A 24,460-nucleotide genomic window follows, 5' to 3' on the forward strand; every position below is an offset into this window, starting at 1 on the left:
GTAATTATACGTTGGAGGTACCCTCCAAGTCGACTATCGTATTTTCTTACATCGGTTATCAAACACAGGAAATCCCTGCTGGTAATCAATCAACGATCAATGTAACTTTAAAAGAAGACACTCAAAAACTGGAAGAAGTTGTAGTTGTCGGTTATGGTACACAAAAGAAAGTAACCGTTACAGGTTCTGTTGCCAGCGTATCCGGTGAAGAACTGAAAGCTTCTCCAACTACAAACTTAACCAACGGTATGGTAGGCCGTATGCCGGGTGTCATCGGTTTCCAGACAGCCGACGAACCCGGTGGTGGTGGTACGACAATCCGCATACGTGGTACAAATTCACTGGGGAGCAATGACCCATTGGTTGTTATCGATGGTGTACCCGACCGTGATGGCGGTATGAACCGTTTGAACCCAACTGAAATCGAGTCTATTTCTGTATTGAAAGACGCTTCAGCAGCTATTTATGGTGCACGTGCCGCCAACGGTGTAGTTTTGATTACGACCAAGCGCGGTAAAGAAGGTAAGCCAGTCGTTTCATTCAATGCAAGTGCCGGTTTCTCACAACCTACCCGTTTACCGAAAATGACTAATTCATACGAATACGCAACCATGTTGAACGAAGTTCTTCCGGGTTCTTTCTCGGATGAACAACTCGAAGGTTTCCGTACGCACGCCAATCCTTGGAAATACCCGGACACTAACTGGTTTGACGAAATCGTAAAAACCGCTTCTCCCATGTACCGTGCAGATATCGGTGTATCCGGTGGTACAGAAAAAGTGAAATATTATGCAAACTTCGGAGCAAACGGTGAAGACGGTTTGTACAGAAATTCTGCTAACCGATACGACCAGTACAGCTTGCGTACAAACCTGGATGTCAAGACCAGTAAGTATGTAGACTTCCAGTTAGGCATAACAGCTCGTTTGGAAGACACGAAATATCCGGCTAAAAGTGCTGGCGACATTTTCGGTGCTGCCCGTCGTTCCCGTCCGGACCAAGTAGCATGGTGGCCTTCAGGCGAACCGGGTCCTGCAGTTGAACGTGGTGACAACCCGGCCGTAACCAGTACAGACTTAGCCGGTTTCGACCACCAAAAAAACCAATACATCCAAAACAATTTGTCGGTCAATGTAAAAGTGCCTTGGATCGAGGGTCTGACTTTACGTGGAAACGGTTCCTACGACATCCACTTCAAAAACCGCCGGTGGATGAAAAAACCGGTTTACTTGTACACATGGGATGGTACGAATGAAGGTAGCGAAGGATTAAGTGCTTCCAAACAATGGTTGGACACTCCACAATTGGAACGCCTGCACTCAGAACAATTAGGCTGGATGTTGAACGGATTGATCGATTACAACCGTACATTCGGACAACACACAATCGGCGTGACTTTCGGTATGGAAGGACAGAAAAAGCAATATGAAGAAACATGGGGATTCCGTCAAGGTTTCATCTCCGATACAAAACCGGAATTGAACTTAGGTGGTGAGGAAGGCCAGTCCGCAAAAGGCTATTCCTGGAAAGAAACCCGTTTGAACTATTTCGGGCGTGCCTCTTACAACTATCAGGAACGCTACTTGTTTGAATTTGTTTGGCGTGTAGACGGTTCTTACCGTTTCCCGAAAGAAAGCCGCTATGGCTTCTTCCCCGGCGTTTCTTTAGCATGGCGTGCTTCTGAAGAAAATTGGTGGAAAGAAAACATCCGCTTTATCGACTACTTCAAACTGCGTGGTTCGGTTTCCCAAACCGGTAACGATGCATTGGTTGACGGAGACGGTAACTACGACCACACCATCCAATATCTGACCACCTACGCATTCAACAATGCCGGTACCGTATTCGGCGGCCAGGAAAACAAACGCCTTTACCCGAGCCGTACTCCGAACCCAAATATCACATGGGAAGTGGGTACAACTTACAATGTCGGTTTGGATTTCAAATTCTTGCAGAACCGCTTGAGTTGGGAAACTGACGTTTTCTATCACAAACGTACTAACATGTTGATCTCCCGCAATGCTTCTCTGCCTGAAATCACCGGTATCACATTGCCTCGTGAAAACTTGGGTGAAATGAAAAACAGAGGTTTCGAATCATTGGTCAGCTGGCAGGATAAGATCGGAGAAGTCGAATATGGAGTATCTCTGAACATGACCTATGCACGCAACAAAATCACTTTCTGGGATGAAGTACAAAATGTACCCGAATACCAATTCTCGACCGGCAGACCGGTAGGTAGCCGCAATATGCTGCTCTATGTTGCAGACGGCATTTTCCATACACAAGCAGAAATCGATGAAGCACGCGCAAAAGGTTTGTTATATTCAGACAACACCGTTCCGGGCGATATTCGTTTTAAAGATATGAATGGTGACGGTAAAATAGACGGTTTGGACCGTATCCGTCCGGAAAAGAACCAGGAACCTCGTTTTGTAGCCGGTCTGACATTGACCGCCAAATGGAAAGGTTTCGACGTGATGATGTTATGGCAGGGTGCAACCGGTGCCGAAGTATATATCGAAACATGGTCCGGCTTGGTTGGTAACTTCCTGAAGAGCGACTACGAGAAACGTTGGACACCGGAAAACCCATATTCTGAAGGGCCACGCACATGGGACCGTGAAAACCAGTATTGGATCAACAACGACAATACCTATTTCATGAGAAACGCCAACTACCTGCGTCTGAAAAATGTCGAATTGGGTTACACATTCAGTCTCGAAGGACTGAAAAAGGCAGGCATTTCCAATTTGCGTCTCTATACCAACGGAACCAACTTGATCACTATCGACGGTGTTAAGGATGCAGACCCGGAACAGCGTGATGCCAGCTTAGGTGGTTATCCTTTGAGAAAAATTATCAACTTCGGAGTTCAAGCAACATTCTAAAATGTAATTATTATGAAAACAAGACTAAAATATATCTGCCTTTCGGCAGCAGCCGGACTGACACTTTCACTCAGTTCATGTTCCGACTTTATGGATCTGACCCCGGAAGACCAGTATGACGAAACGACAGTCTGGTCGGATGCGGATTTGACTAAAACGGTTGTCAATGATGTCTATTCGTATGTATGCGACATCGCCCAAGAAGTAAACACTTCCGCTTGGACAGACGATGCATTCTTTACACATGTGTATGGATGCCGTGATATCAACGAAGCAACTGTTTCACCCAGTAACTTAGGTGCTTACGACCGAGACGACTGCCCGTTTAAATGGAGCAAGCAATACAAAGGGATCTATCGTGCCAACTTGATCTTGGCAAATATCGACAATGTACCTGAAAAAACCGGTGTCGACCTGAATGTATTGAAGGGAGAAACTTATTTCCTTCGGGCATACATCTACGCTGAGCTGCTTCGCGGCTTCGGTGGTGTGCCTATCGTAGACAAAGTGTATAGTATTGAAGAGGCTTCAGCCTTGGAACTGCCGCGTGCCAATGTAGCCGATGTGATGGATTTCATTTTGAAAGATATCGAACAAGCAGTCAGTTTATTGCCGGAACAACAAACCGGTACTAATTTGGGACGTGCCACAAAAGGTGCAGCCAAAGCATTAAAAGCACGTTTGTTGTTGCACGTAGCCAGCCCGTTGTTTGCAGATCGTTCAATCAACACGTTGGAATGCAACCAATATAACGGCGATCGCCAAGCACTGTACCAACAAGCTTTGGATGCAGCCAAAGATGTCATAAACGACAGCAACTACTCTTTGATCGATTGCAATGCCGCCACAATCAAAGAAATTGCATCCAAATTCCACGAAATCATCATCACGAACAATGCTGAAACCATTTGGTCAAAACAGTATGTGAACAAGGACTTGAATGCAGACAACTGGGTTCGTAACCGTGTAGCCTTATTACATGGGCCGAATGGTTACCATAACTGGGCCGGAACAGCTCCGACACACGACTTGGCGATGGCTTTTGAAATCGAAGACGGTTCATTGCCTACAAATCTGTTGACACCGGGAGAAGAAACAAAAACCAACCCGTATAAAAACCGTGAGCCGCGTTTTTACGCCACTATCGGTTACGATGGTGCAGAATGGGGACGCCCCAGAGCTTCCGATGGGGCTGTGTTCGACGCAACTCCACTGGGTAACCTGCAATTCGGTTATTACGAGTTAAGCGAAGGCGGTAACGATGTCAATGCCATATATTCGGTAGACGACGATAATACCCCCATCAAACAGGAAAAGTTCAATGGTATGGTAGGTGTTGATACCCGCATGGGACAGATCGAAAACTGGAACGGTACTTACACTGGTTATTTGGAAAAGAAATTGATTGATGGTTCTGTTGCAGCCAATGAACATAACTTCCAAACTTGTCCGATGCCCTACCTACGTTTAGCAGAAATGTATCTGATTGCAGCAGAAGCCTGCATCGAATTGAACAAATTGGACGAAGCTGCCACTTACTTAGATGCTCTCCGTGCCCGCATCGGCCGTCCGGATACAAAAGCGACTTTGGCCGTTCGTGGAAAAGCATTCAACCAGAACGACCTGCGTGAATTCTTGCGCCATGAACGCCGTATAGAATTGGCCTACGAGCAATCACGCTACTACGATTTACGCCGTTGGATGATCGCTTCGGAAGCTGGGAACAAAAAGTTAACAGGTATCACAATCGTGGGTCGTCTGAAACCGGGTAAGACAGCGAAACTGCCTTATGTACACGATGAAGATGTTTACAACTACACTTGGACTGTCCTCAATCTGAATTACATTGAGAAACGTAAATGGGATAACAAGATGTACTTTGCTCCTATCAAACTGGAAGAGACACTGCGTAATAAAGCATTGGTACAAAACCCTGGTTTTGAATAATCCAGGTTATTCAAAATAAAATAAAGGAGGGTGGCAAGCCGCCCCTCCAATTTATTTTAGGCACGAAATTCGAATTCTTATACAAGTCTTTGAATTTCGTGCCTAAATCATATCAACCAGTACGCCTACTTTTGTTTTGACTCTTTTGATACATTTATCTATTTGCCCCCGCTCACAACAGTCAGCAGTTTTATACATATACTCTTTTCACCATTTCCTCTATCACTCTATCACACAATCAGCATAACAAACTAACAATCAACAAACAACAGTGTGACACATCCCCTTTTCATCTATCACCACTCTATCACCCATCTATCACACCTCCTTTGCCATCCCCCAACCTTCACTCCCCTTTCCGACAAACAAGAATAAATCAATATTTTCAATAAAAAACTTACTGATTTTCTTGCATTTACTCTATATTTTTATTATATTTGTAAGGACTTAAGGTCATGTACATCCGGGTGTTCCTTACCCCTACACCCCCATGTACAGACCACCTTCACCCGGGTGTTCAGAAATGTAAATCCGGGTGTAAAGAAAGTTAATCAGGCACTTCTCTGAGTTTTATTCATTGGTTTTATCAAAAAAATACAGCTTATGTCACATTCTTATGTAGTACGCCCCAAAGTGGACAAGAGTGGAGAAACAGAAAAAATCCGCTATTATGGTGTTCCGGTAACTTCCGGACAAGTATCGACCGAACAATTGGCTGAGTGTATCTCTACCCGGTGCTCGCTTTCAAGAGGCGATGTGCTGGCTGCCATAACCGAGATTGGACGGGAGATTCAGTTCCAATTAGATATGGGGTACACCATAAACCTGCACGGCATAGGGACATTGTTCCTTTCCGCCGGAAGCGAAGGATATGAAGACCCGAAAGACTGCACGCCTCATCGGGTAAAAGCCAAACGACTATGTATCAAGGCAGATCCGGAAATGAAAGAGTTCATGAAGAACCTCCGGTTCGAAAGATGGAAATAATAATGATCAATGATTTAATAAATTAAGATGAAGATAACTTTATATCGATACGAAAAGGGAACACTTGTGATGCGTTCCGTGGAAATGGAAAAACTTTTAGCCGCATTGCGGACAGAGAATCAGAGCAAGCCGGTCAGTACCATGCGCGACAGAGTCATGTTTGCGCTGCCCGGCACACAAAACAGCTTTATACAAAAACTTCCGACAATCGTTTTCGGAGGGACTTTCCGCAAAACAGGAGAGTCACGTCCCCCCATGCGTAATTACACCGGATTGATTCTACTTGAGGTGAACCATCTTTCGGATACACAAGAGGCGGTTCAGATCCGGCAACAAGCAGCCGGAATGCCGCAAACGCTGTTGACTTTCATCGGTTTCAGTGGAAAAAGCGTAAAGATAGTGGTTCCGTTCACACTTCCGGACGGGACACTTCCGCGCTCATTAGAACAGATCAAACGGTTTCATTCGCAAGCCTACCTTACGGCTGTCAAATATTACCAGCCGCAACTCGAACGTAACATTACGCTGAAAGAGCCGGTTCTGCGCTACGGATGCCGCATGAGCTATGATCCTCAACTGATGTACAATCCCGATGCCGTTGCGATCCGGATCGAGCAACCTGCACACATGCCGGAGACGGGGAAAATCCGCATCATCCCGGAAGCACCGTCCGACCCGTTGCAACGGTTGATGCCCAGCATGACACGCAACTACCGGATCGCCACCCTCTTCAGTGCCGCAATGGTAGACGCCATCCGGAAAGCTGGCCGGATAAAAGACGACAACCTGAAACCGTTTTTCACCCAACTGGCACAAAATTGCCTGAATGCCGGCATCCCCGAAGAAGACGCCGTCCAATGCGTACTGCTTTATAATGATCTGATTCCAAAGAAGACGGAGATAAGAATGACGTTTCGTTCGGTCTACCTGTTAAAAAAAGCACTCTCCGCACAAGCCGTCCTGCCCGAAATCATGTCGCTAACCATGCAGCTGGAAGAATTTATGCTGCGCCGTTACGAGATCAGATGCAATAAAATGAGCGGCGAAGTGGAATACCGGGACAAATCGCTGCTACGTTTCACTTTCAGCCCTTTTACCCGGGAGGCCCGCAACTCTATTTGCACGGAAGCGCATAAAGAGGGGCTCAATGTATGGGATAAAGATATCGAGCGATATGTCTATTCGGACAATACGCCCGCCTTTTTCCCGATAGAAGAATATCTCGGGCATGTACCCGAATGGGACGGTGCGGACCATATCCGGGCGCTTGCCAAGCGTGTGCCCTGCAATAATTCACAATGGCCAGGCCAGTTCTACCGTTGGTTCCTCAGCATGGTGGCACACTGGCTGGGGCTGGACCGGGAGCACGGAAACAGCACCACCCCTCTGTTAGTCGGCGACCAGGGCTGCGGCAAATCAACCTATTGCCTCAATATCCTGCCGCCCGAACTACGACAGTTTTATACCGACAGCGTCGACTTCAGCAAACGCCGGGATACGGAGTTGGCATTGCACCGCTATGCCTTAGTGAATATCGACGAGTTCGATTCTATCAAAGAGACGCAACAAAGTTATCTGAAACATGTCCTGCAAATGGCCAACGTCAACACCCGGCTCCCTTACCAGACGGCCAACCGCAACTTGCGGCGTTATGCCACTTTCATTGCGACGAGCAACAATTTCGATATTCTGACCGATCCGACCGGAAGCCGGCGGTTCATTTGCATCGAGGTGACAGGAACCATCGACTATATACAGCCGATCGACTACGAACAACTCTATGCACAGGCTATGGAAGCACTCGCAAACGACGAACGCTATTGGTTCACGCACGAAGAAGAAGCTGAAATTGTTGCAAACAACCGCCAATTCCAGCAAATACCGGCCGAAGAACAACTGTTTCTCCAATATTTCCGCATCCCGAAGGAAGAAGAAACAGGCGAATTTCTGCTGGCAACAGAGATTTTAGAGCGGATCAAGCACAAAAAGCGCGATTTTAACTATACAAAAACCATTATTGCCAACTTCGGACGGCTCTTGAAACGGAACAACATCCCATCAAAAAGAAGCCGCAAAGGGACTATATATCAAGTCGTTGAAACAAATAAGCCCTAAGATTCCAACTATCCGGGTGACAGAAGTGTGATAGATATGTGATAGATGTGTGATAGATATTTTCAGCATCTATCACACTCTATACAATTAATACACAACATCTTAACAGGCAAGTGTGATAGAGTGATACTGATTTTCGGTTTTACCTTTATCGTACAAGCAAAAAAGTTGAAAACAAATACCTGATTAAGAACAAAAAATACTACCTTTGGTAGTATTATACAGTGTTAATTCTAAATCTCAAATAGTATGACTAACAGAAAATTCTTCACAAAAGCGCTGTTCATTAGTAGTTGCTTGTTTGTAACATCCGGTTTGTTTGCCGGAGAAAAAGATGTATTGCTTTCGACCCCTAATACATCCCTGTTATTATCGGCCCCACAAGACCAGGAATTAAAGATTGTTTATTATGGCGATAAGATACAGCCGGGAGAGATCGACGATGTGTATAATTCAGGGGTAGCCTTGAACCGTCCGGCTTATCCCGTATTCGGAGTCGGCTGCGATGCCGAATGTGCCTTGATGGTGACGCACCCCGATGGAAATATGTCGCTCGAAATGGTGGTGGCCGATGTGTCCCGGGAGGAACAGCCGGATGCCCAACTGACAACTATCACCATGAAAGATAAGGTCTATCCGTTCGAAGTCAAAGTGGTCTACAAGGCTTACAAAAAAATGGATGTGATTGAAACCTGGTCCGAAATCGTCCATCAGGAAAAGAAACCGGTCACGTTGAATATCTTCTCTTCCGGTTATCTACCCATACGCCAGGGGAATGTATGGATCTCACATCTGCATGGAACATGGGGGGCAGAAGGAACAATGACAACCGAACCGCTCCATCCGGGAATGACCGTGATCAAAAACAAAGACGGGGTACGCAACTCGCATACCAGCCACTCCGAAGTGATGATTTCGCTGGACGGCAAACCGCAGGAAAATGAAGGACGCATTATCGGAGCAGCTCTTTGTTGGAGCGGGAACTACAAACTGCGTCTCGATACGGAAGGAAGCAGGTATCACGACTTCTTTGCCGGGATCAACGAAGAGGCTTCCGCTTACCGGCTTGAGCCAAAAGAGGTGTTCACGACTCCCGAACTGGCACTGACTTACAGCAAAGAAGGATTAAGCGGCGCCAGCCGTAACTTCCATCGTTGGGGTCGCAATACCCATATTGCGCATGGCAATAAAACACATGACATCCTGTTGAATAGTTGGGAAGGTGTTTATTTCAATGTCAACCAGAAAGTAATGGATCAAATGATGGGGGACATCGCTTCGATGGGCGGCGAACTGTTCGTAATGGACGACGGTTGGTTCGGTGACAAATATAAACGTAACATCGATACGGCTGCCTTGGGCGACTGGGTAGTCGACAAAGCGAAACTCCCGGGCGGCATTGCCGATTTGGTTGCAGCGGCTAAAAAACATAATGTAAAGTTCGGTATATGGATTGAACCGGAAATGACAAATATCTACAGCGAGCTGTATGAAAAACATCCGGACTGGATCGTCTGTCCACCGAACCGGACGGCCAAACCGGGACGCGGAAGGACACAATTAGTACTGGATCTATCCAATCCGAAAGTGCAGGATTTCATATTCGGTGTTGTCGATAACCTGATGACCGAGAACCCGGAGATAGCCTATATCAAATGGGATGCGAATATGAATATCATAAACTATGGATCCTCTTTCCTGACAGGCGATAAGCAATCCCATCTGTATATCGACTTCCATCGTGGCTTTGAAAAAGTGTGCCAACGCATTCGTGCCAAATATCCGGATCTGGCCATCCAGGCTTGTGCCAGCGGAGGCGGACGTGCCAACTACGGAGTCATGCCTTACTTCGACGAATTTTGGGTAAGCGACAATACGGATGCATTGCAACGGATTTACATGCAGTGGGGGACCTCTTATTTCTTCCCCGCAGTGGCAATGGCTTCGCACGTCAGCGCCGCCCCCAACCATCAAACCGGGCGCATACTACCTTTGAAATTCCGTTTTGATGTAGCGATGACGGGGCGTCTCGGCATGGAGATACAACCCAAGAATATGACTGACGATCAAAAAGCATTTGCTAAAAAGGCTATTGCCTCTTACAAAGAAATCCGTCCGGTTATACAAATGGGCGACTTGTATCGCCTGATTTCTCCTTACGACAAAAAAGGGGTTGCTTCCCTGATGTATTGCAGCCCGGAAAAAGAGAAAGCGGTATTTTTTGCCTATAAGTTAGAACATTTTGTAAACCAGGTTGTCCCCCGTTTTCGCATGGCCGGACTCGATCCGAACAAAAAATACCGGATCGAAGAATTAAACCGGACAGGCAACCGCCCGCTAAGTGTCGAAGGTAAATCCTTCTCCGGTTCTTTCCTGATGAACGAAGGCATAGAACTGTATCTCATGCGGGAATACGCAAGTTGTGTGCTGAAATTGACGGAAGTACGGTAAATAAAAATCAACCTGTTACTTTTACCTCAATAAAAAAGTAACAGGTTATTTATTGCATAATATATTACGTAATGCAATATTATTATTATCTTTGGTGCTGTTATCCTTTATCAAATAGAATCTATTTATGAAAGCAGGAACTTCAGTAATTCTACTATATCTATCCATCGGAATGCTGCACGCGCAACAAACCGGTACTAACAAGGGATTGCCCGGCAAGTTTGTGCAGGATTACTTTTCCGTGGCACAGGAATATGCCCTCATTTATAACGGAAAAGAATATTTACGCTATGAGAAAGAAACGACTAATCATCCATATCTGTTATATGCAGAGTTCAAAGAAGGGACAATTAGTTACGGCGGGATCGTCTATCCACAGGTTCCCATGAAATTAGATTTATTCCGGGACGAACTCGTTTTGCAATCGCCGAATAAGCTCTATCCCGTTATTGCCGAAAAAGAACGAATCGATTATATCCTGCTAAACGGTTACCGCATCATCAACCCGTCAGCAAGAGGATGGCAAAACCAGATCGGCAACGAATATGTGGTATTGCTATCCGATAATATCTATCCGGTTATCAAAAAATATCTGATCACCTATGAAGAAAATGTGAACGGCCTTACAGTCGAAGCCTCTTTCCGTATAAAGGAACGATTCTATGTGATCAAAGAAAACACCTGTTATCCCGTTAAAAATAAACGGGCGCTGTTCAACCTCTTCCCGGATAAAAAGAAAGAACTGGGACAATATGCCCGGGAGCAGAAACTGAATTTCAAAAAGCAACCGGAGCAGGCTTTCGTTACGATTGTCAAACATTATGAAGCATTAAGCAGATGAAAGCGACACGAATCGGTTACATTACAATCACATTGATTATCTGTTGTTTCCCTCTATTTTCCCAACAGAATGTCAGCATTCACGCCGAAAAGCAACCGGCGTTAGAAGTATTCCGCCAGATAGCCGCACAAAGCGGGTTGACGATCTATTATAATCCCGTGGATGTCGATTCGCTGATCGTCACGCTCGAATGTAAAAATATGCAACCAGCCGAAGCTATACAGCAAGCCTTGGAAGGCAGCCATTTGCAAGTATTCCCGTTTGCCGATAAATATGTATTTGTCCTGAAAGACAAAAAGCTGATAACCTCTCTTCCCGACAATTTTTTTGAAAGTAGCAGGAAAGAAGAAGAAGAGAAATCTAATTTTGCCGCTGTCCTGAATAAGCAGAAAGAGCAGAAAGCAACCTCGGAAAACAAAGTTTATACCATCGGAGACGCTTCAACTTCCGGTTCCGGAAAAATCAAACTAAGCGGCCACATGACTGACTTCCGTACCGGCGAGCCGGTCGTTGGTGCTGTTGTTTATATCGAGAATCCGACCATTGCCGCGACAACCGATGCATTCGGCTTTTACACTTTACTCTTACCGGCCGGACGTCATAATCTGCAGATCAAAGGGATGGGGCTGAAAGATACCCAACGGCAAGTGATGCTCAACTCTGACGGGCAACTCGACATTGAACTGGAAGAACAAGTCTATTCACTGAAAGAAGTAACCATCACTTCCGACAGGATAGCGAATGTCCGTAGCAATATATTAGGAGCTGAGCGTGTCAACTTCAAGGAGATAAAGAACATACCGACTGTATTCGGTGAAAAAGACGTGATACGGGTAGTCATGATGTTGCCGGGCGTGAAAGCGGTGGGCGAAGCCTCAAGCGGATTCAATGTGCGGGGAGGATCGACCGACCAGAACCTGATCTTGTTCAACGACGGCACGATCTACAACCCGACGCATTTATTCGGCCTGTTCTCGGCTTTCAACGCCGATCTGGTAAAAGATATCGAACTATATAAAAGCAGCATCCCGGCAAAATACGGAGGCCGTATCTCGTCTGTGCTGGAAATTAACGGCAGGGAAGGGAATAAAAAGAAATTCACGGGATCGGCAAGTCTCGGACTTTTAACCAGCCGTATCACACTCGAAGGACCGATCGGCAAGAAAACTTCTTTTATCGCCGGAGGCAGAACGACTTATTCGGACTGGTTGCTAAACCTGCTGCCGGAGAAGAGCGGTTACAAAGATGGGAAAGCCGGATTCTACGATCTAAACCTGATTATAGATCATAAGTTTTCCGACAAAGACAACTTATATGCCAGCGGATATTACAGCCACGACCATTTCTACTTCGATTCGAACGAGCGATACAGCTACACCAATGCCAACGGTTCGTTAAAATGGCGGCATGTCTTTCCGAACCGGATGACCGGGACTTTCAGGGGCGGATACGACCATTACGACTATCTGACTAAAACAGAAGAAAACCCGGCAGAAGCCTACAAACTGCATTTCGGGATAGACCAGGTTTTCGGAAAGCTGGATTTCACTCATTACCTGAGTGAAAAACATACGCTTGACTTCGGGGGCGGGACGACTTACTTCCGGTTGAATCCGGGGGAAAACTTGCCAAACCATCCGGAATCGTTGGTTACACCGGACAAACTACAAAAAGAACAGGCGATGGAGACCTATTTTTACCTGGCAGACAGATGGGAGATAAACGACCGGCTGTCGGTAAGTGCCGGCTTACGCTACATGATGTTCAATGCGATGGGACCCCGGACCTATTCTCTCTACGATCCCACCCTCCTACCCGGCGAAGGGACAGAAACAGAGTCTAAGACGGTCAACGGCTTTCGCGCCTTCAAGACCTATCATGCCCCGGAAATCAGGCTGTCCGCACGCTATGCTTTCGATAGCGACTTCTCTGTCAAAGCCGGATTCAACACACTGCAACAGAACATACACAAGCTATCGAACACCACCATCATGTCGCCTACCGACACCTGGAAACTGAGCGATGCGAACATCAAACCGCAAAAAGGGATGCAGGTGGCAGCCGGATTATACAAAAACTTTATGGGGAACAGCATCGAGACTTCGATCGAGGCGTATTACAAAACCATGAAAGATTATTTGGATTACCGGAGCGGTGCACAACTAACCATGAACCATCATATCGAAACCGATGTGATCAGCACGCAAGGAAAAGCCTACGGGGTAGAGCTGATGGTGAAAAAGACACAGGGTAAACTGAACGGCTGGGTCAGCTATTCCTATTCGCGCACACAACTGAGGCAGCATGATGCCCGCATATCCGATCCGATCAACGACGGCAACTGGTATCCGGCGGATTATGACAAGCCGCACGAAGTGAAATTTGCCGGCAATTACAAATTTACACAACGATACAGTTTTTCTTTAAACTGTGATTACAGCACAGGACGTCCGGTAACATTACCGGTCTCCAAGTTCAATTATGCAGGAGGTGAATTTGTTTATTACTCCGGACGCAACCAATACAGGATACCGGACTTTTTCAGGATGGATATCGCATTCAATATCGAACCGAGCCATAAGTTGACATTGCTTACACATAGTACATTTTCCATTGGAGTATATAACGTGACCGGAAGAAAGAATGCTTACTCCGTTTATTACATATCCGAAGACGGGAAATTGCAAGGCTACAAGATGGCTATATTCGGAGCCCCTATCCCTTATTTGTCTTACAATATAAAATTCTGAACCATGAAAAAGTTATCTATAAAACTATATATTATTTTCTACTGTACGATGATCGGTTTGGTAACCGGTTGCATCACTCCCTACGAACCCGAGGTGGAATGGATCAACGACCTTTTAGTTGTAGAGGGTGCTATTATTGCTCCTTACGGAACCAACATCAAACTAAGACGGGCCAATGACGGATGGAGCAGCAGCTATGATCCGGACAAAGCAATGGCGACGGTTACGCTCATCACCGACGACGGAGCTGTTGTGGCAACTGCCCAAAACAGCTCCACGGGTGAATATTCCATCACTGATTCCATAGCCTTCCAACCCGGAAAAAAATATGCAATCCACATCCTGTTGGGCGGAAAAGAATATCAGTCCGATTTTGTGGAACCGCAGATCACACCGGAAATCGATGAAGTCAATTACCAATATAAAGAGCAGGAAGAAGTCAATATCAGGGTTTCAACTCATAACGACAACCCGGACGCTTCGCGTTATTACCGCTGGAGTTATCAGGAAGACTGGGAAATCGTCTCCGACTATTTCGCCCAATACACCTGGAGCTACGAAACCGGCATCCGGAAAATGAATCAATTTTCTCCCGATAACATACATTATTGCTGGGGGAGCAAGACCTCTAACCGGATCATATTGGGCAAATCGGACAATCTGTCTGAAAACAGAATAAAAGACCATACAATCTTGAGTTTGGAGCCTTTTAACAGCCGCTTTTCCTATCTATACAGCATATTAGTCAAACAACAGACCCTCGACAAAAAAGCGTATGAGTATTTCGACAATATGCGGAAAAATGTGGAACAAACAGGGGGAATATTCGCACCCCAACCGACAGAAATAAAGGGGAACATCACCTGCTTAAGCGATCCGAAAGAGATTATTATCGGATACATCTACGCCACTACCGAATTGTCTTACCGTCTCTACATAAAAGCGGAAGAGGTCCCTGGTATGGGAGAAATCTTTGATTGCAGAGAGAAAAAGACATTTATCGAGGGAGAATTGGATAAAGCCTACGGACAAGGTATGGCAATCCTTTCGGAAGGAGATAAAGCCGGAATTTATATCTGCATAAGCAGACGGTGCGTAGATTGTACCGCCCGGGGAGGGAGCAAAAACAAACCGGATTTCTGGCCGAACAATCATCAATAAAAACTGTATGTAATGAAAACAATGATATCCACCAAACAAATACTGCTATTGGTCCTGCTTATACTAATCGGGACGAGCAACGGATATGCTTCATATCAAGAACGGGCATACCTCCAAACCGACAAGCGATTTTACATTTCCGGAGAATTGCTCTGGTTAAAATTATACACGACTAACATTGAAGGGAAATTAAGCTCTTTCAGCAAAGTCGGTTATGTCGAACTGTTGAATGACTCCATACCGGAAGTACAGATTCGCCTGGATCTGACAAACGGGACGGGAAGTGGCTGGATGGAACTGCCGGTTACTTTGCCAACCGGCTATTACCGGCTGGTCGCTTACACCCGGTATATGCAAAACGAAGGGGAAGATGTATTTTTTGAAAAAAGAATTACAGTCGTAAATCCTTATCTGCCACAAGAAACCCCGACGCAGCCCGGAACAGAAAATCATTCTTTTAAGTTGCCTGACCGGATAAAATCAAACCATACCATAACGATATCGACAGACAAAGATTCATATCGACCAAGGAATAAAGGGATTATCCACATCCAAGGATTACCCGACGACTCCATTTCCTTTTCGGTTTCTGTTGCCGGTGCAGATCCGGTACAGGCCACGGCACCATCTATTCAGGATTGGAAAGAAAGTCTTTCCACAAAAGGTTCGGCCGGCTTCACGGCAAGAGTTCTCCCGGAGTATGAAGGGCCTATCTATGAAGGGCAGCTCATAGACCGAAGTAATAACCAGCCGGCAACGGAATATGGCATCGCCGGATTACTTTCGTTTCCGGGAGAAAATATCCAAGTCTTCAACGGGCAAACCGATAAAAACGGACATATCACTTTTTATACAGGCATGACACATGGAAAAAAAGAGATGGCTACAGTTGTATTGAATACATCCGGAAAGTCATACCGGATCGATCTGCAATCGCCATTCGCCAGGCAGCGATCCGAAACATTCCCGCCTATCTATCTTGATTCCACCTGGCATCGATATCTGTTAGAAAGGAGTCTGGGGGTACAGGTTATGCAGGTCTATACCGGCGACTCTATCAACCGGATAGAAAGCGCCAACCCTCATGGGTTTTCAAAACCTTACAAATCTTACATTCTGGATGAATATACCCGTTTCCCTTTTATTGAAGAGATATTGACGGAGTTCATCCCTATTGCCAGAATCAATAAAAAGGATGGTAAACGGACCTTCTCCGTTCTAACGGAAAAGATGGACAGATTCTCCACACAGACACTTGTATTGTTCGACAATATACCCATCACGGACCAGGAACAGATATACAATTACAACCCGTTATTACTAAAAAAAATAGATGTTTATCTGGGGCACTATATTTTCGGCGGACAACGATTTGACGGTATCTTATCTTTTTCAACATACAAAGGTAATTACCAGGGTATAAAGTTGGATCCGGCAACTCAATTGTTCGATAAAGGATCTACACAGGCTACCCGCTATTTTTATATGCCGGCCTATGAGGGCAAAGACGTTAAATCATCTGGCAAACCCGACTTCCGGCATACCCTACTCTGGATTCCATCCTTACAAAGTAATGGGCAGAGAGAAATAACGGTTCCATTCTACACATCCGATTTGCCAGGTGATTACGTAATTACAGTCGAAGGAATCGGGAGAGGCGGAACTACTGTAAATGCGACTTATACGATACAAGTGAGAAATTAATTATCACAAAATATATTGTACATATTACAACATTTTGTAATTTTGGGCAATATCTCAATTCATTAAATTGCTAATTTAAGAATATCATGATGAACAGAAAATTAAGAATGGGAATGGTTGGCGGAGGAAGTGACGCCTTTATCGGGGCAATTCACCGCCGGGCAGCCTTTATGGACAACCAGATTGAATTAGTTTGCGGATGTTTCAGCGTAGACCCTGAGATATCCAAAAGTTCCGGTTTATCTTACTTCCTGCCGGAAGACCGGATTTACAGCACGTATCAGGAAATGTTCGAACACGAAATGACCTTACCGGAAGGAGAACGGATGGATTTTGTCACGATCGTGACTCCCAACCGCTGGCATTTCGAACCAGCTATGATGGCACTCGAAAGAGGGTTCCATGTAGTCGTAGATAAACCGATGACGTTCTCCCTCGAAGAGGCCAAACAGCTGCAGAAAAAGGTTGAAGAGACCGGACTCGTACTGGCTCTGACACATGTGTATTCGGCCTATCCTGCCGTAAAAGAGGCAAAAGCCCGCATCGCTAACGGAGAACTCGGAAAATTGCGCCGCGTATATGTGGAATACACGCAAGGATGGCTTTCCGAACGTATCGAATTGTTAGGAGGCAATAATGCCGGATGGCGTACGGACCCGAAGCGTTCCGGTAAAGCGGGTTGCGTAGGCGATATCGGAACACATGCCTGGCATCTGAGTGAATATATTACCGGACTAAAAGTCAAAGAGCTTTGTGCTGATTTGAAAGCATTCGTTCCCGGACGTCCGATCGATGACGACGGGGCAGCATTCCTTCGCTACGAAAACGATGTGACAGGTGTTTTGACTGCAACACAGATCGGAACAGGCGAAGCTAATAATATCCGTATCCGTGTATACGGAGAAAAGGGCGGACTGGAATGGCGCCAGATGGAGCCGAACACGCTGACCTTGAAATGGAGAGATCGCCCGACTGAAATATTAAATATTGGCAACAACGGTTACCTGACCCCTGAAGCCCTGTGGAATACCCGAACTCCTGCAGGACATCCGGAAGGCTTCATCGAAGCTTTTGCCAATATTTATCGCAATTTCTCACTCACTGTCAGAGCCATCAAAAACGGCGAAACGCCCAGCGGGGATTGCTTAGATTTCCCGACGGTATACGATGGTGTAAGAGGCATGCAATTCATCGAAACAATGGTTGAAGCCGGATATAACGATAATGTAAAATGGCAAAAATGGATTGATTGAAATCCAGATAAACCGTAAATAAATAACATCTTATGAAACTAAACGTACTTGCTTGCTGCCTGTCCCTACTCGGGACGGCAGCTTTCGCTCAAAAAAATGAGTGGAGAGACCCTAACGTAAATGAAATAAACAGGGCTCCTATGCACACCAACTATTTCGCGTACAAAAACGAGAATAGTGCACTGAAAGGATGTAAAGAATCATCCGAAAATTTTATGACCTTGAACGGCAATTGGAAATTCTTCTGGGTTAAGAATGCAGATATGCGCCCGACAGATTTTTATCAGGTGAATTTCAATGATAAAGGATGGGATAATCTGAAAGTACCCGGTTTATGGGAACTGAACGGTTATGGCGATCCGATCTACGTGAATGTAGGTTATGCCTGGAGAAGCCAGTTCAAAAACAATCCGCCCGAAGTGCCTACCGAAAACAATCACGTAGGTTCTTATCGTAAAGAAATTACAATTCCGGCAGACTGGAAAGGGAAAGAAGTCTTTGCGCATTTCGGTTCTGTCACATCGAATATGTATCTTTGGGTAAACGGACAGTTTGTAGGTTACAGCGAAGATAGCAAACTGGAAGCGGAATTCAATCTGACCAAGTATCTGAAACCCGGAAAGAACCTGATCGCATTCCAAGTATTCCGCTGGTGTGACGGCACTTATCTGGAAGACCAGGATTTCCTTCGTCTTTCCGGTGTAGGCCGTGATTGCTACCTGTATGCCCGCACTCCGAAATATATTCAGGATATCCGCGTAACTCCGGATCTGGATGCACAATACAAAGATGGTACATTAAACGTTTCCCTGAACCTGAAAGGTAGTGGAACGGTCGATCTGAAACTGTTAGACAAGACCGGCAAGGAAGTCGCCACATCATCTGTTAAAGGTTCCGGCAAAATCACCACTGACATGGCGGTAAGCAACCCTGAAAAATGGACTGCCGAGACGCCGGTTCTCTACACCCTGACCGCAACATTAAAAGAGGGTAACAACGTGGCTGAAGTAATTCCGGTAAAAGTCGGTTTCCGCAAGATCGAACTGAAAAACGCTCAGATATTAGTAAACGGCCAACCTGTCTTATTTAAGGGAGCCGACCGCCACGAAATGGATCCGGACGGAGGTTATGTCGTTTCACCTGAACGTATGATTCAGGATATTAAAGTAATGAAAGAGTACAATATCAATGCCGTACGTACGTGCCACTATCCTGATAACAACTTATGGTATGACTTGTGTGACCAATACGGTATCTATATGGTTGCAGAAGCCAATATCGAATCCCACGGTATGGGATACGGCGATAAGACGCTGGCCAAAAATCCGTTATATGCCAAAGCGCATCTGGAACGTAATCAGCGAAATGTTCAACGCGGCTATAACCATCCGTCCATCATTTTCTGGTCGTTAGGTAACGAAGCAGGCATGGGTCCTAACTTCGAGGCTTGTTATACCTGGATTAAGAATGAGGATAAATCGCGTGCCGTACAATACGAACAAGCACGGACAAGCGAATTCACCGATATCTATTGTCCGATGTACCTGAACTATGAAAGAGGTGAAGAGTACTGCAAAGGCAATATCGACAAACCGCTTATCCAATGTGAATATGCGCATGCAATGGGTAACTCGGAAGGTGGATTTAAAGAATATTGGGATCAGATCCGTAAATATCCTAAATATCAGGGTGGTTTCATTTGGGACTTCGTAGACCAGTCTTTGCGTTGGAAAACAAAAGATGGCGTTCCATTCTATGCTTATGGTGGCGATTGGAACCGATATGATGCTTCCGATAACAACTTCATGGATAATGGTCTGATCAGCCCGGATCGTAAACCGAATCCTCACATGCACGAAGTAGGACATATCTACCAGTCCATCTGGGTAACTCCTTCCGACTTGGCAAACGGTGTCGTAAACATATATAACGAAAACTTCTTCCGCAATTTGGACGGTTACTATGCAGAATGGGAATTGCTGGCAAACGGCGAAGTTGTCCAGACTGGAATGATTAAAGATTTGGAAGTAGCTCCGCAGCAAACCAAGTCTGTAAAACTGAATTATAACACAGACGGTATCTGCAAATGCAAAGAACTGTTGCTGAATATTGCCTTTAAACTGAAAAAAGCAGAAACATTGTTGCCTGCCGGTTATACTGTGGCTAAAAACCAGTTGACTATCCGCCCGTACAATGCTCCGAAACTGGATTTGCAGAATGTGCAACAAGTTAACGTAGCAACTGTCATTCCGACCATCAAAGACAATGATATCAATTATCTGATCGTCGAAGGCGAAAACTTCCGCATGGATTTCGACAAACATGACGGATTCCTGAGCAGATATGATGTAAATGGCATGACAATGTTGAAAGAAGACGGCAAGCTGACTCCGAACTTCTGGCGTGCTCCGACCGACAATGATATGGGTGCCAACCTGCAAAACAAATATGCGGCATGGAAAGAACCGGGATTGAAACTGGTTTCTTTGACAAACAAAATCGAAAACGACATGGTTACTGTCAATGCCGAATATACAATGGATGCTGTAAAGGCTAAATTGTATCTGACATATACGATTAATAATGAAGGGGCTGTTAAAGTTACACAGAAAATGGTAGCCGACAAATCGGCCGAAGTTTCCGATATGTTCCGTTTCGGTATGCAAATGCAAATGCCTAAATGTTTGGATCAGATCAACTACTACGGCAGAGGTCCGGTCGAAAACTATTCCGACCGTAACAACGTTACCGATCTGGGTAATTACAAACAGACTGTAGACGAACAGTTCTACTCTTATATCCGTCCGCAAGAAAACGGAAACAAAACAGATATACGCTGGTGGAAACAAACAAACAAGGGTGGTAATGGGCTTATGTTTATTTCGGAAGCTCCGTTCTCTGCTTCAGCTCTGAATTATTCAATCGAATCTCTGGACGACGGTACGCATAAAGATCAAAGACATTCCGAACTTGTGCCTCAGGTAAACTACACAAATATGTGTATTGACAAAGTTCAAATGGGATTGGGCTGTGTCAATAGCTGGGGTGCACTGCCCCTGGATCAATATCGTATCCATTACGGAGACTACGAGTTCTCTTTTATTATGAAACCGATTCAATCTAACTTATAAATTGCAATAAATTATGAAACCTGTCCCTGTATTTCTTCTTTAGAAACAGGGACAAGTTTCTCTTTTTATAAAAATTGGTAAAAAAGCGTAATCACTATACATATTTCGTTAAATAGCGGATGTATACTTTTATTTTATGTAGAAAAAGACTACTTTTATTGCCGATTTTTAAATCTAATTCAAGACTAATTGTAAAATCGTTTACCATAAAAACAAATGGCTACTAACAACAATTCTAATCGCTATCCTTCCGAAAACAAAGGAAGATTTTTCAAAGGAAAAACCTTCCTTCTTTTGGTCGGGTTACTTCTCGGGGCAGGCATTATGGTTGCCGTATACAAAACATCCGTTTATTTTTCTTCCGATGAATCTTGTATGATGTGCCATGTTCATCCGCATGCGGAAGACAGTTGGAAGCTTTCCAAACACGTAAATAACGGAAGCGGTGTTAAAACACATTGTGTGGCTTGTCACCTTCCGCCCCAAAGCGACACATGGAATCACTATACGGCTAAAGCCAAATTGGGATTGAAAGACGTATGGTCCTTCATGACAAAAGACAGTGCGGATTTCGACTGGGACACCAAATCGGAACTGGAACACGCGGTTAAATATATTCCGAACGAATCCTGCAAAGAATGCCATCAGAATCTGTTTCCGGAAGGGATTAACCAGGATGGTATCACCGCTCATCTTTATTATGACGAAAACGAAAAGAAATTGGATTTGCAATGTATCAGCTGTCACCTCGACGCCGGACACTATAATCCAGATTATAAACACGGCAAATTAACAGGCATTCCCGGTTCAGCTACAGCCGTTGTTGATACCAGCCTGTATTTCAAAACAGCAACACCAGTTACTTCTTTTACCGATTATACGGAACAAATACCGGGTACTCCCGTTGCTTTCAAGATGATTGCTATCCCAGGCGGTACATTCAAAATGGGTAGTACCAACAAAGAACCGTTCCATAAAGAAGATGAAGCTCCAGTCCGAAACGTTACGGTCAGTCCGTTCTTTATGGCAGAAGTAGAAGTTACCTGGGATCAATACTGGGCATTCTACGGACAAACCATGAGTGAAGGACGTACTCCTCCTGAAACCGTATATGCGAACAACAGCAATCCGGATGTCGATGCCATTTCCGGCCCGACTCCTCCGTTCGGATTCCCCGACCAGGGATGGGGTGCCGGTGATCGCCCGGCCATCACGATGACACATTATGCAGCAGAAACATTCTGCCAGTGGTTGTCTAAACAAACAGGAAAGAAATACCGTCTGCCGACCGAGGCAGAATGGGAATATGCAGCCCGTGGAGGGACGGAAACCCCTTATTTCTTCACAGGTAACCCGAAAGATTTTTCAGACCAGGGGTTCTGGCGCAAGTTCTTCGATGCAAAAACAGACAGCATCAGTTCATTCGTAATTTATGCGAAGAACAGCAAGAACAGGACTCAGGAACCGGGTGAAGTGAAAGCAAACCCATTCGGTTTAAAGAATATGCTGGGTAATGTAATGGAATATTGTGCCGACAAATATGATCCGCAGGCTTACAGCAAAGGTGGCGAAAGCGTGACCAACCCGTTAATCACAGAAGGAGAAGAATGGGTTGTACGCGGCGGCAACTATACTTCCGATGCAGCAGACGTACGCTCTGCAGCTCGCGATTATACCAAGCATGATGCATGGCTGAAAACAGACCCGCAACAACCGAAAAGTATCTGGTGGTATTCGGATATCCGCGGTATCGGATTCCGTGTGGTTTGCGAACCAGACCCAGCAATTGGAGCGAAATAACAGATGTTTAATTGATACCTAAAATTACTATATCATGAAGAAAGAAAACAGTATTAGTAGAAGATCGTTTTTAAAAAGTACAGCTATGGCCGGTGCACTGGGTGCAATCGGTACTGGTAGTGCAAGTGTATTAACCTCATGTGCTGGTGGCGGCGAAAGTGCAGCAGCAAACAAGCCCTTGAAAGAGCCTGGAACTTATTATATTCCGGAATTGCCCGACAAGGCTACTGATGGAAAAGAGTTGAAAGCCGGTGTTATCGGTTGTGGCGGACGTGGTTCCGGTGCAGCAGAAAACTTCTTGGAAGCAGCAAACGGCGTAACAGTTGTTGCTGTTGCCGATACATTCAAGGAACGTGTGGACGCATTGGCCGACAAGTTGAAAGAAAAAGGATGTAATATTCCCGAAGACAAACGTTTCGTTGGTCTGGATGCATACAAACAATTGATCGATAGCGGCGTTGATGTTGTCATTATTGCAACTCCTCCCGTATTCCGTCCGGTACATTTCCAATATGCAGTTGAAAAAGGTAAACATTGCTTCTTGGAAAAACCGATCTGTGTCGACCCGGTAGGCTATCGTACGATTATGGCTACAGCAAAACAGGCCCAGGCTAAGAATTTGTGTGTTGTAACAGGTACACAGCGTCATCACCAGCGCAACTATGTCGAATCTTACAAGAAAATCATGGAAGGTGCTATCGGTGAAATTACAGGCGGTACTGTTTACTGGAATCAGAGCATGTTATGGTTCCGCGAACGTCAGAAAGACTGGAACGATTGCGAATACATGATCAAGGACTGGGTAAACTGGAAATGGTTATCCGGAGACCATATTGTAGAACAGCATGTACATAACATTGACGTATTTACATGGTTCAGCGGCTTGAAACCGGTTAAAGCTGTTGGTTTCGGTTCTCGTCAACGTCGCATCACAGGTGACCAGTATGATAATTTCAGCATCGATTTCACAATGGAAAATGGAATCCATATGCATAGTATGTGCCGTCAGATCGATGGTTGTGCTACTAACGTCAGTGAATTTATCCAGGGGTCAAAAGGTTCTTGGTCGACAGCCAATGGTGAAACAGTTATCAAAGACAATGCCGGCAACGTTATTTGGAAATTCGATAAAGAAGCCGAAAAGAGCGCACATACACAGACAAATCCATATGTATTGGAACATGTAAATTGGGTAAACTGCATCCGTGGAGGTAAACCTATCGAACAGGCTTCAGAAACAGCCATTGCCAACATGGCTGCTATCATGGGACGTGAATCAGCATACACCGGAATAGAAACCACATGGGATGCAATGACTGCTTCTCCTCTGGATTACACTCCGAAAGACCTAAACTTAGGCAAGATGGATATGAGTGGATTTACGGTTCCGGTACCAGGAAAACCTCGTGATGAAAAGAAAAAATAAAAT

Annotated in this window: 13 protein-coding genes; all 13 read left to right on the forward strand. The window is 45.3% G+C overall.

Annotated features, from left to right (window positions below; genetic code table 11):
- The first annotated feature begins 11 nt into the window (after window positions 1–11).
- Complete coding sequence (locus tag ACPYIV_RS11025) at window positions 12–2,891, forward strand: SusC/RagA family TonB-linked outer membrane protein (RefSeq protein WP_425882995.1); 2,880 nt, start codon at window positions 12–14, stop codon at window positions 2,889–2,891.
- Window positions 2,892–2,903: 12 nt separating this feature from the next.
- Window positions 2,904–4,838 carry a RagB/SusD family nutrient uptake outer membrane protein gene (locus ACPYIV_RS11030; protein WP_293739247.1) on the forward strand — a complete coding sequence of 645 codons (1,935 nt, stop codon included), beginning with the start codon at window positions 2,904–2,906 and terminating at the stop codon, window positions 4,836–4,838.
- Window positions 4,839–5,441: 603 nt separating this feature from the next.
- Window positions 5,442–5,825 (forward strand): HU family DNA-binding protein, encoded by a 384-nt coding sequence (locus ACPYIV_RS11035; protein ID WP_293731813.1) that lies wholly within the window; start codon window positions 5,442–5,444, stop codon window positions 5,823–5,825.
- 27 nt (window positions 5,826–5,852) lie between these two features.
- Complete coding sequence (locus ACPYIV_RS11040) at window positions 5,853–7,940, forward strand: BT4734/BF3469 family protein (RefSeq protein ID WP_425882998.1); 2,088 nt, start codon at window positions 5,853–5,855, stop codon at window positions 7,938–7,940.
- A gap of 249 nt (window positions 7,941–8,189) precedes the next feature.
- Window positions 8,190–10,391 (forward strand): alpha-galactosidase, encoded by a 2,202-nt coding sequence (locus ACPYIV_RS11045; protein WP_425883000.1) that lies wholly within the window; start codon window positions 8,190–8,192, stop codon window positions 10,389–10,391.
- Window positions 10,392–10,518: 127 nt separating this feature from the next.
- Complete coding sequence (locus tag ACPYIV_RS11050; protein WP_425883002.1) at window positions 10,519–11,232, forward strand: hypothetical protein; 714 nt, start codon at window positions 10,519–10,521, stop codon at window positions 11,230–11,232.
- On the forward strand, window positions 11,229–13,982 hold the full coding sequence (locus ACPYIV_RS11055) for a carboxypeptidase-like regulatory domain-containing protein (RefSeq protein WP_425883004.1): 2,754 nt from the start codon (window positions 11,229–11,231) through the stop codon (window positions 13,980–13,982). The genes ACPYIV_RS11050 and ACPYIV_RS11055 overlap by 4 nt, the downstream gene beginning before the upstream one ends.
- A 3-nt stretch (window positions 13,983–13,985) precedes the next feature.
- The gene (locus ACPYIV_RS11060) at window positions 13,986–15,143 is read left to right on the forward strand and encodes a DUF4249 domain-containing protein (RefSeq protein ID WP_293731808.1); all 1,158 of its coding nucleotides are present in this window, start codon (window positions 13,986–13,988) and stop codon (window positions 15,141–15,143) included.
- Window positions 15,144–15,155: 12 nt separating this feature from the next.
- A complete protein-coding gene (locus ACPYIV_RS11065) occupies window positions 15,156–16,847 on the forward strand; it encodes a hypothetical protein (RefSeq protein WP_425883006.1) in 1,692 nt (563 codons plus the stop codon).
- Window positions 16,848–16,933: 86 nt separating this feature from the next.
- A complete protein-coding gene (locus ACPYIV_RS11070; RefSeq protein ID WP_293731806.1) occupies window positions 16,934–18,100 on the forward strand; it encodes a Gfo/Idh/MocA family protein in 1,167 nt (388 codons plus the stop codon).
- 32 nt (window positions 18,101–18,132) lie between these two features.
- Window positions 18,133–21,231: a glycoside hydrolase family 2 TIM barrel-domain containing protein gene (locus ACPYIV_RS11075; RefSeq protein WP_301704346.1), complete on the forward strand. Its 3,099-nt coding sequence runs from the start codon at window positions 18,133–18,135 to the stop codon at window positions 21,229–21,231.
- A 216-nt stretch (window positions 21,232–21,447) separates the two neighbouring features.
- On the forward strand, window positions 21,448–23,031 hold the full coding sequence (locus ACPYIV_RS11080) for an SUMF1/EgtB/PvdO family nonheme iron enzyme (protein WP_293739240.1): 1,584 nt from the start codon (window positions 21,448–21,450) through the stop codon (window positions 23,029–23,031).
- Between the two features lie 34 nt (window positions 23,032–23,065).
- A complete protein-coding gene (locus tag ACPYIV_RS11085; protein ID WP_425883010.1) occupies window positions 23,066–24,457 on the forward strand; it encodes a Gfo/Idh/MocA family oxidoreductase in 1,392 nt (463 codons plus the stop codon).
- Window positions 24,458–24,460: the final 3 nt, after the last annotated feature.

The sequence above is a fragment of the Parabacteroides vesiculifaciens genome (assembly GCF_049860805.1).
GTDB lineage: Bacteria > Bacteroidota > Bacteroidia > Bacteroidales > Tannerellaceae > Parabacteroides.